This is a genomic window from Helicobacter pylori (assembly GCF_003638305.1).
In the GTDB taxonomy this organism is placed as follows: Bacteria; Campylobacterota; Campylobacteria; order Campylobacterales; family Helicobacteraceae; genus Helicobacter; species Helicobacter pylori_DJ.
This window is the reverse complement of sequence record NZ_MVYP01000007.1, coordinates 26,129-41,816: the sequence shown is the minus strand read 5'-3', so window position 1 is coordinate 41,816 and position 15,688 is coordinate 26,129. Positions and strand designations below refer to the sequence as shown.

At 39.6% G+C, this 15,688-nt stretch carries 14 protein-coding genes and 1 tRNA gene; 1 reads left to right on the top strand and 14 read right to left on the bottom strand.

The genetic code is table 11. The features are described 5' to 3' along the window. Nucleotides 1–9 precede the first annotated feature (9 nt). The 14 genes from EAL04_RS04325 to hopF form a co-directional block, all read right to left on the bottom strand. Nucleotides 10–252 (bottom strand): nuclease, encoded by a 243-nt coding sequence (locus tag EAL04_RS04325; protein ID WP_000780061.1) that lies wholly within the window; start codon nt 250–252, stop codon nt 10–12. 60 nt (nt 253–312) lie between these two features. Further along, nucleotides 313–1,539, bottom strand: coding sequence for an adenosine deaminase (locus EAL04_RS04320; protein WP_120973523.1), 1,227 nt, complete (start codon nt 1,537–1,539; stop codon nt 313–315). After that, nucleotides 1,527–2,660: an amidohydrolase family protein gene (locus EAL04_RS04315; protein ID WP_120973521.1), complete on the bottom strand. Its 1,134-nt coding sequence runs from the start codon at nt 2,658–2,660 to the stop codon at nt 1,527–1,529. Before EAL04_RS04315 ends, EAL04_RS04320 begins: the two co-directional genes overlap by 13 nt. Before the next feature lie 9 nt (nt 2,661–2,669). Beyond that, the gene (locus tag EAL04_RS04310) at nt 2,670–3,389 is read right to left on the bottom strand and encodes a cytochrome c biogenesis protein CcdA (protein ID WP_162968981.1); all 720 of its coding nucleotides are present in this window, start codon (nt 3,387–3,389) and stop codon (nt 2,670–2,672) included. A 57-nt stretch (nt 3,390–3,446) separates the two neighbouring features. Beyond that, a complete protein-coding gene (locus EAL04_RS04305; protein ID WP_120973519.1) occupies nt 3,447–6,017 on the bottom strand; it encodes an ATP-dependent Clp protease ATP-binding subunit in 2,571 nt (856 codons plus the stop codon). Between the two features lie 72 nt (nt 6,018–6,089). After that, nucleotides 6,090–6,848: a DNA-methyltransferase gene (locus EAL04_RS04300; protein WP_120973517.1), complete on the bottom strand. Its 759-nt coding sequence runs from the start codon at nt 6,846–6,848 to the stop codon at nt 6,090–6,092. Continuing rightward, nucleotides 6,845–7,540 (bottom strand): BsaWI family type II restriction enzyme, encoded by a 696-nt coding sequence (locus tag EAL04_RS04295; protein ID WP_120973515.1) that lies wholly within the window; start codon nt 7,538–7,540, stop codon nt 6,845–6,847. The genes EAL04_RS04300 and EAL04_RS04295 overlap by 4 nt, the downstream gene beginning before the upstream one ends. A gap of 274 nt (nt 7,541–7,814) precedes the next feature. Then, a complete protein-coding gene (xseA, locus tag EAL04_RS04290) occupies nt 7,815–9,077 on the bottom strand; it encodes an exodeoxyribonuclease VII large subunit (protein WP_120973513.1) in 1,263 nt (420 codons plus the stop codon). A gap of 12 nt (nt 9,078–9,089) precedes the next feature. Continuing rightward, entirely contained in the window at nt 9,090–10,145 is a 1,056-nt protein-coding gene (gene rseP / locus EAL04_RS04285) for an RIP metalloprotease RseP (protein WP_162982484.1), read from the bottom strand. Further along, nucleotides 10,142–10,801: a MotE family protein gene (locus EAL04_RS04280; protein WP_120973511.1), complete on the bottom strand. Its 660-nt coding sequence runs from the start codon at nt 10,799–10,801 to the stop codon at nt 10,142–10,144. The genes rseP and EAL04_RS04280 overlap by 4 nt, the downstream gene beginning before the upstream one ends. Next, complete coding sequence (locus EAL04_RS04275) at nt 10,794–11,222, bottom strand: flagellar export protein FliJ (protein WP_120973509.1); 429 nt, start codon at nt 11,220–11,222, stop codon at nt 10,794–10,796. The genes EAL04_RS04280 and EAL04_RS04275 overlap by 8 nt, the downstream gene beginning before the upstream one ends. Next, nucleotides 11,219–12,454 (bottom strand): adenylosuccinate synthase, encoded by a 1,236-nt coding sequence (gene purA / locus EAL04_RS04270; RefSeq protein WP_120973507.1) that lies wholly within the window; start codon nt 12,452–12,454, stop codon nt 11,219–11,221. Before purA ends, EAL04_RS04275 begins: the two co-directional genes overlap by 4 nt. A 99-nt stretch (nt 12,455–12,553) precedes the next feature. Beyond that, entirely contained in the window at nt 12,554–13,966 is a 1,413-nt protein-coding gene (hopG, locus tag EAL04_RS04265) for a Hop family outer membrane protein HopG (protein WP_120973505.1), read from the bottom strand. A 12-nt stretch (nt 13,967–13,978) separates the two neighbouring features. Further along, nucleotides 13,979–15,427: a Hop family outer membrane protein HopF gene (gene hopF / locus EAL04_RS04260; RefSeq protein ID WP_120973503.1), complete on the bottom strand. Its 1,449-nt coding sequence runs from the start codon at nt 15,425–15,427 to the stop codon at nt 13,979–13,981. A 158-nt stretch (nt 15,428–15,585) separates the two neighbouring features. Between hopF and EAL04_RS04255 the strand changes: the two genes are divergently transcribed. Next, nucleotides 15,586–15,661 (top strand) — tRNA-Ala (locus EAL04_RS04255). The last annotated feature ends 27 nt before the right edge of the window (nt 15,662–15,688 follow it).

Here is a 15,688-nt window from a genome sequence, read left to right as displayed (position 1 = left end):
TACAAGCCTTTAAATAATGTGCAATTCATAAAGAAAATCTTTTTCATCAGTGCTGACCCTCACCTCATCTAAATAAGCCGTATGGCCTTTTTCTTTGAAAAAATCCACCGCTTTGAGCATGTCTTTATGGGCGTTTGTGGGGGCAAAATAGAAAATAGAACGCTTGTCTTCACTGAATTTGCGATACAAATCCTCCAACTCCACGCTCTTAGCGTCTGATTTTCTCGTATTCTTGGCTAAAACTAATTTCATTGACTCTTTCCTTAATTGATTTAGATTTCTCATTTTAACGCATTCTGTCTTTAAAACAAATTAGATTACCCTTTTCCCCCCTAAAAACAAGCGTTCCACTTCTTTAGCATGCAATAAAAATTGCAAAATCGCTTGCTCTTTAATGAATTTTTCATTGAAACCAAACACGCTCAAATCCGCCCTCTTATTGGCTTCTATCTCACCATTATTTAAGGCTAAAGCTTTAGCCCCATGCCTAGTCGCTCCTAAAAGAGCGATCTTAGCTAATTCTAATAACGGCATGTTATGGGAAAGCAAAAACGCTCTTAATTCGTCTAAAAGGCTCAGCGAAATGTTAGAACTCAAGCCATCAGTGGCCACGCTCACGCTCAAACCGGCTTCTTTAGCTCTCTCTAAATCCAACGCTTTCCCACTCAACAAGCGGTTAGAAAAGGGGCATGTGATTAAAAAAGCGTTTTTGACTTGAGATTTAATCCTTTTTAATACTTCTAAAGAAGCGAACTGGTTATGCACAAATAAAGTGTGCGTGTCTTTAAACATGTCAATGTAATCGTTCGCGCCCTCATAGAGCGATTTGAAATGAGACTCTTTTAAAAAATGCTGGTAAAAATTTTCAAACCACCCTTTAGAATTTTCCACCCATTCTAACTCTTCAAGCGATTCTAAAAAATGCGTAGAAAGCAGGCTTTGTGAATCTTTGGCCAATTGGATGACGCTCAAAGCCATGTCTTTTTGGACCGAATAAGGGGCATGCACAGCGAGAGCCGCTTTAAGTTTTTTATCTTCCAAATCTTTTAATTCCTTAAATTTGGCCTCAAACGCTTTTAATTTTTCTAAAGAATAGCTGCTCCCTAAAAACTCTAAAAACACGACAGCGCTCAAGGGGCTTTCTTTCAATAAATTAACTTCTATCAGGTGGTTAGAAATCGCTCCCACGCTCCCCACCCCGCTTTTTAATTGCGCAGCGATAGCGTTTTGGATAGCCCCTTGGCAATTTTCTAAAATCGCCCCCCCATTGTTTAACACGCTCCCTAACCAGCCAGAAAAACTCCCGTAATCAAAACTCGCTTTGTTGTTGGAAAATTCAAAATGGGTGTGCGCGTTGATAAAAGCGGGCAACAGAACGGAATTTTCAAAAAACTGCGCCTTTAAGTGGGGGTATTTAAGCGTTAAATTCTTATAATCGCCTATTTCAACAATCTTTTCATCAAAGACTACGCCATAATCTTCTAACACTTCGCATTTTTCATTACACAAAAAAACTAAAGACGCTCCTATGATTTGCATGCATTCTCCTTAATAAATGTGGTTTGCCCTTTTAAAATCATTCTTTGCACTTCGCCATACAATTCCAAACCATAAAAGGGCGAATTTTGATTACTCACTCTTGTTTGAGCGTTTAAATCTACAATCATCAGATTGGCTAATTGGTTTTCTTTAACCTCGCCTGCATTGAGTTTTAAAAACTTCGCTTGATTGATTGCCATGACTTTAATGAGCTGTTGGAAACTGATAACCTTTTTTTGAACCAAGAAAGTGTAAGCCACGCTAAAAGCGTCCTCTATGCTCTCACACCCAAAAGCGCTTTCTTCAAAAAGCTCTGCGTTAGAATTTTTAAAAACATGAAGGCTTGTGAGCATGGCGATTTCGTTATTTTTTAGGGCTTCTTTTAGGGCGTTTTGACCTTCCTTATCCCTTAAAGGAGGGGCGATTTTAAATCGTGGTTCATAATCTTCATACACGCTCTCATCTAAGATCAAATGGCTTAAGGGTGTTTGGGCTTGTAATTTCGCCCCTAAATCATTAAAGGCTTTGATGAGTTTGAGCGTGGCGATGCTATTGACTTTATCTAAAAGCATGGGGATTTGTAACGCTCTAGAAACTTCCATAAAACGCACCAAGCGCGTGTTTTCAAACGCATTTTCCACAAAATTTTGCCCCAATTCATAGGCTAATTCCCCACTATTTAGGGCTTCAAAAGAATTTTCTAAAGAAACTAAAAGAGGTAAGTTGTAGGATTTGGCGTAGTGGCTGATGAGTTCTAAAAAAGCATCAGATGGCACAATTAAAATTTCCCCCCCTTTATTTTTAAGCGTAGCGATGTCGGCTAGTTGGTTGTTTTTGATTGCCATGATATTTTTAATGCCGCTTTGATCGCAATCAAAAACATTGAGTAACCCTACCCCCCCTTTAAAAGCCTTTTGTTTTAAATTTTCATAACCCTCTAAACCAGTAACGCTCAAATCTATAAAGCTTGGCAGCACGAATAAATTGCCGCACTCAACCACTTCTTCATTATTAATAGGGTTTAAGTTTTCTTCAATCTCTGTAATGAGGGAATCTTTTAAGCGAATGTCCGCTCTTTTTAAAACCCAATCATCATAAAACGAAGCGTTTTTTAACAGCATCAAACCCTCCTAATTTTGTAAAAAGTTAGTCAGGCTTTCTAAAGAATTTGTCATGATCAATACCCCCATTAAAATAAGCACCAACCCTGAAACAATTTCAATCGCACGGTTGTATTTCTTTAAGGATTTTAAAAACAAAAGCGCTCTTTCTAGCATTAAAGCCACCAATAAAAAAGGGATCGCCAAGCCCATTACAAACACCACCATAAGGATTAAGCCATAAGCGTCCTTGCTCGCGCTCATGATCACTATGGAAGTGAATATCGGCCCGATGCATGGCGTCCAGCCCAGAGCGAAACTCATGCCCAAAAGAAAGGGGTAAAAGCGCTGCATGCTATTAGATTTGCTCGCCAAACGAACGCTTTGAGTCTTATACAAAAATGAAAAACGAAACACGCCTAAAAAATGCAAACCAAAAAGGATCACAATCCCCCCAGCGATATAATTCACCCAGGAAAACGAAAAGCTATGGATAAGCTTAGCCATAGACATGCCCACGCCCAAAAACACGAGCGAAAACCCTACCACAAACATCAAGGATTTTAAAAAAACCGAAACCCTTTTAGCCTTACCATCTTTAATATCCTCTAAAGAAATTTGCGAAATATAAGACATATACGCCGGGATCAAAGGCAACACGCAAGGGCTTAAAAAAGTTAAAATCCCAGCTAAAAGCGAAGTTAAAAGAGGCGCTGTGTCAAAGAGGTTAACAAGCGTGTTATCAAACATCATTCAATCCTTTTTCAAAAATAACCATTTCTTATCTTTTTTTAGAATAACAAAACCTCACTTAATCTTAGGCACAATCTCGTTATTTTCTACCACAAACGCCACGCTGTCATTCTCTTTAATTTTATCCTCTAAAATGAGTTCAGCGAGCTTGTCTTCTACCATTTCATAGAGCGCGCGCTTTAAGGGTCTAGCGCCATAGAATCTGTCAAATCCCACTTCAGCGATCAATTCTTTTGCCTTTTCGTCTAGGGTTATATTAATGCCCCTTTCAAGCGCTTTTTTTTGAATGTTTTTAAAGAGTATCCCCACGATATTAATGATAGCATGACTATCTAGGGCGTTAAAGGAGATGATTTCATCTAAGCGGTTTAAAAATTCCGGCTTGAAAAATTGCCTCAAGCTCTCTTTGATCGCTTTTTGTTTGTCGGCTTCGCTCAAATCCTCTTCTAAAAGCGCACCGCTAGCCACATTGCTGGTTAAAATCAAAATCGTGTTTTTGAAATCCACCCTCACGCCCTTACTATCGGTTAAATGCCCTTCATCTAAAACCTGCAACAAGAGGTTAAACACATCCGGATGGGCTTTTTCCACTTCGTCTAATAACACCACGCTATAAGGCTTTCTGCGCACCGCTTCGGTCAATTGCCCGCCTTCTTCATAGCCCACATACCCAGGAGCGGCCCCAATAAGACGGCTTATGGCGTGCTTTTCCAAATATTCGCTCATGTCAATTCGTATAAGATTTTTATCGCTATCAAACAAGAATTGCGCCAAGGCTTTAGCGCTCTCGGTTTTACCCACGCCTGTTGGCCCCAAAAAGAGGAAACTCCCTATGGGCTTGTTGCTATCGCTAAGCCCAGCCTTATTCCTTTTAATCGCTTTAGCGATCGCTTTGAGCGCTTTTTCTTGCCCCACCACCCTTTTTTGCAATTCGCTTTCAATGTTTAAAACCCTATTTTTTTCGCTTTGGAGCATTTTTTGGACCGGGATGTGCGTCCATTGGCTCACGATCTCAGCGATATTGTTTTCGGTTAAAGCGTTTTGCAATAACGCCCCGTTTTGTTGCATCGCTTCCCATTTATGCTGCAATTCTTTTTCTTTCTTTTCCTTTTCAGGGATTTTAGAGTATTCAATTTCAGCCGCTTGCTGGTAATCCCCATTGCGTTTAAACCTTTCAGCCTCTTTTTTCAAGCTTTCCATTTCCATTTTCAAGCGTGAAATTTCTTTGAACACTTCTTTTTCGTTTTCAAATTGCGCTTCTAATTGGATTTTTTTCTCTTTCAAATCGCTCAATTCTTTAAGGATTTCTTGCATGCGTTTGTGGTTGCTCTCTTTGTTTTCCATTTCAAGGGCTTGTTTTTCCATTTCCAGTCTTTGAATGGAGCGCTTAACGCTAGAAAGTTTGGCCGGCTCTGATTCCATTTGCATTTTTAATTGAGCCGCCCCCTCATCAATCAAATCAATCGCTTTATCGGGTAAAAACCTATCGGTGATATAACGGCTAGAGAGTTTAGCGCTCGCTATGAGCGCGGAGTCATTGATGGTGATATTATGGTGCGTTTCTAAAGTTTCTTTCAACCCCCTTAAAATCTGTAAAGCTTCATTGATGCTAGGCTCATTGAGTAAAATGGGTTGGAAACGCCTTTGCAATGCCATGTCTTTTTCAAAATACTTGCGGTATTCTTTTAAAGTGGTCGCTCCAATCGTGTGCAATTCCCCCCTAGCGAGCGCGGGTTTTAAAATATTAGCCGCATCCATGCCCCCCTCACTAGCCCCAGCCCCTACAATCGTGTGGATTTCATCAATGAATAAAATCACATTCGCGCTTTTTTTAACTTCTTCAATCACCTTTTTCAGGCGCTCTTCAAACTCGCCTCTGTATTTCGCCCCAGCCACCAATAAGCTCAAATCTAAAGCGATAACCCGTTTGTTTAAAAGCGTTTTAGGCACTTCCTTATTCACAATGCGTTGGGCTAACCCTTCCACAACAGCCGTTTTCCCCACTCCAGGCTCGCCCAGTAAAATAGGGTTATTTTTTGTTTTTCTTATCAAAATTTGCATCATGCGAATGATTTCTTCATCTCTTCCGATCACGGGATCCAGCTTATTTTCTAGGGCTTTTTGCGTCAAATCAATGCCAAATTTTTCCAAACTTTCCAAATTAGAATCATCGTTTTTATCCTGGATAGTCCTGCCTTTTCTTAAAGATTCTAAAGTTTTTTGCAATTCCTTAGTGTCTAAATAAGGCTTTAAAACGCTTTCAAAAAGGCTCATGTTCGCCAAAAGATACACATCGGTAGCGATGAAAGAATCGCCCCTTTTAGCCATCAAGCCTTGAGCGTTTTCTAAACTTTGGATTAAAGCTTGGTTTAATTGGATATTTTGCTTGCTGATTTGTGAAACTTTAGCAAACTTATTCAACTCGCTTTGAACGCTAAGTTTTAAAGCTTGAATATCCACAGGCATTTTTTGTAAGGCCTGAATGAGAATGCCTTGGGAATTATTGAGCATGGCAAAAAGCATGTGCAAGGGCGTTACTTCAGCGTTTTTATGGTGTAAAGCTAAAGCGATCGCGCTGTCTAAAGCCTCATGCAATTGGTCAGTCATTTTTTCAAATAAATTCATTATCAATCCTTCTTGAGTTTTAAAATCTTTACTATTTTACACTATTTTAACCCTCAAAGGTTTTTAAAACGCTCACACTAACGACAAACTCTCTAAAATACGCTTTTTAGACAACTCGCAATATTCTTTTTCAATCTCTAAACCCACGCTAAAACGCCCTAAGGCGTTGGCCTCTAAAATAGTCGTGCCAGATCCGCTAAAAGGATCAAAAATCGTGTCTTCTAAAAAAGAAAACAATTGGATGCAACGCCTAGGCAATTCCCTTGGGAATGGGGCTGGGTGCTTTAAGCGCTTTTTAGACTCTCCGCTAAAACTCCATAGCCCGTTCGTGTAGAGTAAAAATTCCTCTTTACTCATCGTAGAAGTTTGTTTTTTTCGTTTGTATTCGTTTTTATAAAAAACGACAATCAATTCCACAGGAGCGATAGCATAAGGCGCGCTAGCTTGCAGCCAACTCCCCCAAGCGGTGCGTCTTGAAATATTGCTTTCATTCCAAATAATCGTATTTTGGTATTTCCAACCGCATTCTTTAGCTATGGCAATAATATCTGCCCCAAAACTTTGCTTGCCATGCTTATTCGTATCTAAAGGGACATTTAAGCACAATCTCGCCTGTTCCTTACCCCAAAAATAACAATTTTTAAGCCAATTTTTACACCAATTCAAATAATCATCATAAGCCCTAAAATCATCACTCCCTTGATATTCAATGCTCAAATTATAGGGCGGTGAAGTAACGCACAAATCATAAAAACCTTTTTCAAAAGTCTCTAAAACGCTCGCATCGCCATGGTATAAATCCAATTTCTCCAAACTGAAATAAGGTTTCATAAAAGCCTTTTTAAATCTTCTAATAAATTTTCTATACCCTTAATTTTAGGGCTTTGATCAAAATGGCTTTTGGCTAAATAAAGGCCATCTAATTCATGCTCCATAACGATCCTAGCCTTTTTAGGCTTGCCTTTAAAACTGATCTCCTCATCGTTATCCGGTGTTATCATGAAAACTTTAATGTGAGAAGTTACAGGCGATTGTAGGAGTTTTAATTTCCAATAAGGCGTCTCTGTAAAACGCTCTCTAAACGAATTTTTTACCGATAAAATCGCTAGGATTTTGACATTATCCTTGTTGGTTTGATAAAGAATAATATCTCCATCAGGCAAAACGCTATATCCTCCAAAATGCACCAATAAAGCCCGTTTGACTTTATCCAGCTCGCCATTAATGCGCTTAGCCCTTAAGGTTTTATCGTTCGTCATTTTGACATTGTTTTTAATACAAAAATCTTTTAATAAAAGTTCTATGATTTTTTCTAACACCCTTCCTATGGTGCTGAAAAAGCCTTGTCTGGCCAAAATGCTGGCTTCTTCTTTGCTTTTATTTTGCTTAATATATTCGTTCATTTTATCATTTAAAAAGCGTTCTTTTTCTTGCGCATAAAAAACCTGTAAAAACTTGTAAGGCTCAGGTTGTTCTCTCATAAAATCTTTAAAACGCTCTAAAATAATATCGGCTAAACTCAATCCAAACACCTTTAATCAACAGAAATCCATCAAATTATAATACAAAACTTTTTGATAATGGCTGGTGTTTTAAAATCCCTTTGGCTCTATATAAGGGATTAAAGAGAAGAGTTATTTCAAAATACCCTCTATCCTCTTAAGAGTTTTGCCATAGAATAAGTCTAAAACAATAAAACAAAGTTTTAAGAAGCAAATTTTTTAAAAACAAACACCAATATTCACTAACCGCACTAATCGCTTAAAGTCATAAGTCTTGATAGTGATTTTCAAACCCCTACACCCTATCCACGCTCAAAATTTCAGCGCTCGCTTTGGCTTTTTCGTTATTCAATTCAATTTTATCGCCCCTTTTTAATGCCTCTAATTCTACCGCTTGATGATTTTTACTCACCAACGCCCCGAATTGGGGTAATTTCAAATGCGCATGAGCGAGTTTAAGGGCGTTTTCTAGCCTGTTTAAGCGCTCTGTTTTAGTTTGTAAAAAAGGGCTTGTTAATGTTTGGGTAGAGATTTTTTCTAAAAGCGTTTTTTTAAAGCGTAAAAATTCTAAGGTTTTATTTTCTAAAGCGATTGTTAGTTTCTCTAGCTTTAAAGCATTTAAATGGTGCTTGTTTTCAAAACTCAATCGTTTTAAAGAAGCCGCTAAATGCTCTAAATGCACCTTTTTTTGGTGGAGCAAAGTTTTAAAAGAGCGGTGCAATTTCACATTAAACCCATCAAGTTTTTGCAACCATTCATCGCTATTAGGGAGTAAAATCTCCATCGCGTTTGAAGGCGTAGAAGCCCTTAAATCCGCCACTAAATCGCTCAATAAAAAATCGCTCTCATGCCCAATAGCTGACATGCTGAAAGTTTTAGCCAAATACAGAGCATCAGCGATTTTCTCATCATTGAAAGAATACAAATCCTCCATGCTCCCCCCACCCCTAGCCACTACAATCGCATCAAAAGCGTTTTTTGTGTCATGAAAACTATCCGCATAAGCGATGCTCTCCACCACGCTTTGAATGCACCCCTCCCCTTGCATTAAAGTGTTGATGCAGACTAATTCACACATCGGCCATCGTTTGGAAGCGATCTTTTGCATGTCCGCCCAAGCGGCTGAATTTTGAGAAGTGATGACTGCCACTCGTTTAGGAAAATGCGGTTTGGGCAATTTATTGGCTTCATCAAAATAGCCCTTAAGGCGTAATTTTTCTTTCAATTGCTCTAAAGCTAAAGTTAATGAACCTATGTCTTTAGGCTCTATTTCAAAGCAATTGATTTGATAATCCCCCCTTGGAACATACACGCTAATGCCCCCAAAAACAACCACTTCCTGCCCTTCTTTTAAAGCGAATTTAAGCCTGTTAGCGTTCCCTTTAAACAGCACGCATCTGATGACTGATTGGCTGTCTTTGAGCGAAAAATACGCATGGCCGCTCACCTTATGGATAGTCAAATTACTCACTTCCCCTTGAACCCTAACTTGCAAAAAAGTCGCTTCTAAAAGGGCTTTGATTTGTGCGTTGATTTCGCTCACGCTCAATACATGCATCAACTCCCCCTTTTATAGCAAACGAGTAATATCATTGAAAAGCCCTAAAAACATGATAAAAACCAAAAACCCCACCCCCGCTAGCCACAACGCATTTTGTATGGGTATTGGCAAAGCGATATGAAAAATATTTTTAAAAACAACCCCTAGCATTTGCGCCCCATCTAAGGCTGGAATGGGTAATAAGTTTAAAATCCCTAAATTGATAGACAAAAACGCCCCAAACAACAAAAGCATGCTCACGCTATTGGCATGGCTTAACGCCCCCACAATGCCTATTACCCCGCTCAATTCCTTAACTGAAGCGCTCCCCATAATCAAACGCCTTAAAGAATCCACAATCAAAACAACGCCATCTTTAAACCGACTCAAGGCCTGCTTGAACGCCTGAATTAAGGAATAAGAGACAACGCCCATTTTTTGCATGTCCGGTTTAATGCCTATCACTTTGTATTGGATGATTTCATTAGGATCATTAGATTCGCTTATTACCGCCACGATTTTGGGGGTCAGGCGTTTTTCTAAAATCTGATGGTTTCGCTCTATTTCTAAAATTAACTCGCCTTGAGAACGCGCCACTATGCCTCTAATCTCTCTAAAACTCGCTATTTTTTGATGGTTGATAGAAAGGATTTTATCCCCTTTTAACAGCCCGGCCTCTAACGCGTTTTTTTCTAAACCGCCAATGATTGGCAGTAAGACTTTTTCCCCGCTCAATGCCAGAAAAAAATACACTAGAATCGCAAAAAGAAAATTGAAAAACGCCCCCCCAAACAATATCCATAGCTTTTGAAAAGGGCTTTTTTGCGCGTAGCTATCATTCGCTTGATTAATTTCATTTTCTTCATTTTCTTCTTTATCCATGCCCTTTAATTTCACATAGCCCCCAAGCGGGATCAAAGATAAAGCGAATTGCGTGCCAAAAAGCTTGAAAAACCAGAGTTTTTTACCAAAACCAATGCTAAAAACTTCCACTTTCACCCCACAAATCCTAGCGATAACAAAATGCCCTAATTCATGGACAAAGATCAAAAACGCTAGCATTAAAACCGCTATAATGAACATCATACCCCTGTTGGCTCTTTGGTGTTAGAATCTTTTAGGGTTGGCTCTTTGGGAGGCGTGGGCACTATAGGGGGCGTGGGATCTGTGGTTTTTTGGTTTTCTTTATTTTCTTTTGGGGGTTTTTGCCACAACTCTGTCAAAGCCGCCGCTTTTTTAGGATCCATTTTGGCTAAAATTTTACCGAGTTCTTGGGGCTTTAAAGCCATTAAAATTTCTAAGGCGTTTTGAGTGGGTAAATTTTCTAAAATCAGAGCCGATTTAGAATCTTTCATTTTAGAATAAGTCTCGCCAATCTTGCTGTCTTTAGCCTGCTTGATTTCTCTTAAAATGCTTTCGTTTTCTTCTATCAAATTTTTAAGGCGTTTCTTTTCTTCTGTTTGTAAGGTTTTAAAGGCTTCTTCTTTAGCCGCTAAATTTTTCAGTTTTTCGTCTATTTCTTTTTCTTTCTTGTTTAACAGATCGTTTTTTTCATCTAAAAGGCGGGCGTTTTCGGTTTGCAAGATCCTTAGAGACTGCTCTTTTTCACTCAATTGGCGCAAATCGTCTTTCAATTCGGCTTTTTTAGATTCAAAAATCGCAGAGCATTGCAACAATTCTTGCACGGCTTCTTCGCTAAAGAGCGCTTGTAAAATCAAGCCCATTAACAAGATCTTACGCATGCAAGCCCCCTTTTTGCCAGTGTAAAATCATGGCGTTTTCATCTAAAAGAGCCTGCTCTTTTTTTTCCAAAATTTCCTTTTCTTTTTGCTTTTCATTTTCTAAAATGATTTTAGCCTTTTCTAATTCCTGGTTAGCCAAAAAATAATCTTTTTCTAAAACTTTTAAATCCTTAGTTAAATTCTCGCCCTCTTGTTGGCAATGTTCTATCTCCATTCTTAGAGCGCTTTTTAATTGCTGGGTTTGTAAAAAAAGGCTCATTCCCCCCAATTCAGGGTTTTTAAACGCGCTCAATTGGGCTTGTTTGTCCAAAACTTCTCGCTCGTTTTGTTGCAATTCTAAACGCTTGCTTTCAAGTTTTTGCTCTATTTTTTCTAACGCAAGGGTTTTTAATTGCACCAATACGGAAGCGAATTTTTTCATAGAAAAATCGTGTCTTCTCTTTCAGGGCTTGTAGAAATAAGGCCAATTTTCACCCCCACTTCTTTTTCAATGAAACGGATATACTCTCTAGCGTTTGGCTCTAAATCCTCTAATTTTCTCACGCCCACGCTTTTTTCCCAGCCTTTAAAAGTTTGATAGACAGGCACGCAATCTTTCAAATCGCTAGGGAAAGCCTCCAATCTTTCGCCCTTTCTTTCATAAGCCACGCACACCTTAATTTCATTGATCCCGTCTAAAACGTCTAATTTCATTAAAGCTAACTGCGTGCAACCATTCAAAGCGCAAGCGTATTTTAAAGCCACCAAATCCAGCCACCCGCAACGCCTTGGGCGCTTGGTTGTCGTGCCAAACTCCGCGCCCTTAGTCCTTAAATGATCGCCCATGGGTGTAGTGTCTTCGCTAGGGAAAGGCCCATTACCCACACGAGTACAATACGCTTTCGTGATGCCTATCACTTCATTGATCGCTTTAGGGTTTAAGCCGGTGCTCACGCATGCACTAGCGCTCGTGGTGTTGGAGCTTGTTACAAAAGGGTAAGTCCCTAAATCAATGTCTAAAAGCGTGCCTTGTGCCCCTTCTAATAGGATTTTTTCACCCTTTTGGTTCGCTTCTATCAGCATGCTTGTCGTGTCTTTAATAAAGGGGCGAATTTTTGGAGCGTAAGTTTTAAAATACTCTCTCAAATCTTTTTCGTAATTCTCGCCCAAATCATACGCTTCTTTAAAAGGCTCAATGGCTTTGAAATGCGCGTTTAGTTTCTCTTCTAATATGGTATCGTCTAATAAATCCCCCATTCTTATCCCGCTCCTGGCCATTTTATCCTCATAGCAAGGGCCTATGCCTTTTTTAGTTGTGCCGATGTTTTGAGATTTTTCTTTAAAAGCGTCTTTTTTGGCATGATAAGGCAAGATCACATGGGCTCTGTCGCTGATAAACAAACGATTTTCTAAATCCTCAAACGCGCTGATTTCTTCGCACAAATCCTTAATACTCACGACCACCGCACTAGAAATGATGTTCTTGCATTTGGGGTATAAAACCCCTGAAGGCATTAAATGCAAAGAATGCTTAACCCCCTTATGCACAATGGTATGCCCGGCATTATGCCCGCCTTGATAGCGCACCACAAAGTCATAATCTTTAGCGATCCTATCAACAATTTTTCCCTTCCCCTCATCTCCCCACTGGATCCCCACAACGACATCTGCCATAAAATATTATCCTTAAAACAAAGTAGATTGGATGGTTTAAAAGCTTGTTAGAATACCAAAAAAAAAGTAAAAAGCCTCTTTATAAGCCCTAAAAAGAGCTTAAAAACCTATCGTGTAATTGATATAGAACGCATACAAACGCCTGTAATCCACATCAGCCCCATTGGCCCTCAAATACCTTTGATTGATAGCCGGGATTTTCACGCCAAATTCCATCCCATGCTGAATGCTTTGAGACGCGCTCAAAAACCGGCGGTGCATGGTGCTGGCAAAATGAGCCCTTAAGCCCAAATTGAATAAAAATTGGAAATTCGTGGGAGTGGGGTTTTCTTTAAACGAGTCTTTAATCTGATTTCTTAAAGAGCTATCCCAAGTGTTACCCGCTATTTGAATGCCTCCAAACACCCCCACATTCAAGGACTGATCGCTAAAAACCCTTCTAAAGATATTCCATAAAAAGTCCGTGCCAGCGCCATAAGTAAAGATATTCGCTTTAACAGCACTGCTAAGACTGCCTAATTGCGTAAAGCCATAATCAAAGAAAGCGTAATACCGTAAGCCTATATTCTTCTTGCTCCCAAAAAATTGCTTATAGCCCACTTGAATGCCAAAGCCATTAATAACCCCATGCTGAGAGCTTTTGCCTAGCCCAAATTGGGGCAAGTAAGGCTCATCGTAATTATTTAGCATTCCTCCTAGCTGTTTTAGATTCTCTTGATAAGTAGCGATTCGATCCGAGATGGTTTTCACATCCTTTTGAAGCATGGCCCCTGCACCACCGCTCTTATTCAAGCTTTCTGCGATCTGGCCTAGCTTTGCTGAAGAAGTGTCATTAAAAAGCTGCATTTGGGCTAATAGCCCTTTTAAAAACACCGAATTACTATCCAGATTCACTCTTGTAAGCGCGTTTAAAAGCGCCACGCTTTCCGTGGCTAAGAGACTGAATTCATTTTGAGAACCATAGAGAACTTTTATAATCCCTACGTATTCAGGAACGACTCCATTATTGCTGCCATTATTACTATTATTAACCAAGTTATACAACACATTACTCAAATACACTTGCAAGGCTTGAACGCTATAAGCGTTTTTATTCGCTTCAAAGCGTTGCTCAATTTGGGGGAGTATTTTTTTAAACTGGGTTAATTCTGCGTTGTTGTTGCCAACAGTTGTATTAGTATTGACAATTTGATTGCCTATCCCCAAAAGAGCGTCCATGGTCGTGTTTGTCGCTAAGGCTAAAAGCCCATTACCCCCTGCCATACCCACGCCCACTTGGCGGAAATCATCAATGACATTATTCCTTAGGGTGCTGCCTTTGTTATTGATGTTTTGTTGCGCGCCGCCGATTTGATAGCCCACTCCCATATAAAAGCCATCGTCTTCAGCTAACGCCATGCTTAAAGGAAGGCTAAAAAGCAGAGCGGTTTTTAAAAGCCCCTTTTTGAGTGTGTGGTATTGACCTTTTTTCATTCTTGTATTCTTTATCTCTTTTGTATTGGTGTTTTTCATCAAGAGCCTTCCTTAAAAACCGACTGAATAGCCCACATAGAAGCTAAAATTCCGCATATAGCTTGCGCTTGAGCCTTGGGTTGCAAAATATTTATGAGCGATAACAGGGATTTTCACCCCAAATTCTATCCCTTGGTCTAGCCTGTGCTTATTGAAATTGGTTTTTGCAAAGTTGGTGCGCACGCCCAAATCAAACAAGAACTGGAACGAGCTAGACTTGACATCAGGCCTTTGCCCGCTCAATAAATTCGTTACATTCGTGCTCCAAGTTTGCCCTGCAATTTGAGCGCCAAAGAAAAGACCGATTGTAGTCCTTTCCCTCCTTCTAGAGCGTTCATACACATTGTATAAAAAATCCGTTCCTACCCCATAAGTAACAAGATTCGCTCCCACTTTTAAATTCGTATCGCCAAAATTCGCATAGCCATAATCCAAAAACCCATAATACCTTAAGCCAATATTCTTCTTATGGGTGAAAAATTGTTTATAACCCATCTTAGCCCCAAAGCCGTTCATGCTCGCTGACTGATAATCTTTGAGCGAAAAGAGGTTAGGGATATAAGAAATCTTATAAAGAGAACTAGCCGAAGATTCAAACTGACCCAAACTCGCGTTAATAATGTTTATGACTCTGTCTAGCCCTTTCCTATAAACAAGCTGACTCCCAGTAAAACAAGGCGATGCACTGCTACAGATATTTTTTTCAATAAAACTCCCTAACCCCAAAGTCTCACGATCCAAAGAAATCCCGCTCTTAATCAAAGCGTTGAGCTCGCTAACCGTAGAATTAGCCCCTATCAAGCCCGTTTGCGAAGAAAAATTTTGCATGCCTGTAGCAATATCGCCCACACTCACGCCGTTATACGCTCCATTAGTCCCGCTTGCGCCTAAAAGCATGACTTTCATGATATTTTCGTATAGCTGTTCGTTATTGTTTTGTTGGATTTTGCTCAAATCCACTTGCCCTAAAGCTAAAACGATGTTTTGAGCCACTAAGAGCATGCTATCAGTGATACCGATTTGTTCTTTCCCTACATCCACCACCAAAGGCTTAATGACACCTTCTGAAGCGTATTGTTGGGATAGATCCAATAGTTTTCCTAAAATCCCTAGAGATTGCTCTAAATTGACTAAGGCTGGGTTTGGTGTGCTTTGTCCGTTTGGTTGTGATGGTTGCGCATTGTTTTTCAGGCTTTCACTCAAAAGAATTTTTGTTTTATTCCCTAAAATATCCAAGTAGTAGGATAAGGGAATGGCAGAAGTTTGCAACCTCACAGCCCCATCTCTGATTAACTGCTTTAATTCTTGCGCTTGGGTGAAGCCTGGATTTTTCAATTCCTGTCTGGCCAAACTCGTTTGATAATCTATGACAAAAAACGCCCCATCTTCTTCAGCGTTACACAAAGACATGCTCGCTAGCAAGGAAAGAGCGATCGTTTTTTTAAAGGAGTGGTTTTTCAAAAATATCCTTTTTGCTTTGATAAGTGATTTTACTTAATCCATAAAAGAAACTCTCTAATTTTAAGATAATCATTCTTAATTTGCTATTAAGTGTTTCAAAAAAGCATCAAATTGACATCTTTTAAGCAAAATGTTATAATGCTCGCTTAATTTTATTTGGGGTGTTAGCTCAGTTGGGAGAGTGCAACGCTGGCAGCGTTGAGGTCAGGGGTTCGAACCCCCTACACTCCACCATTATTACGCTTATCCTTTTTACTTTAT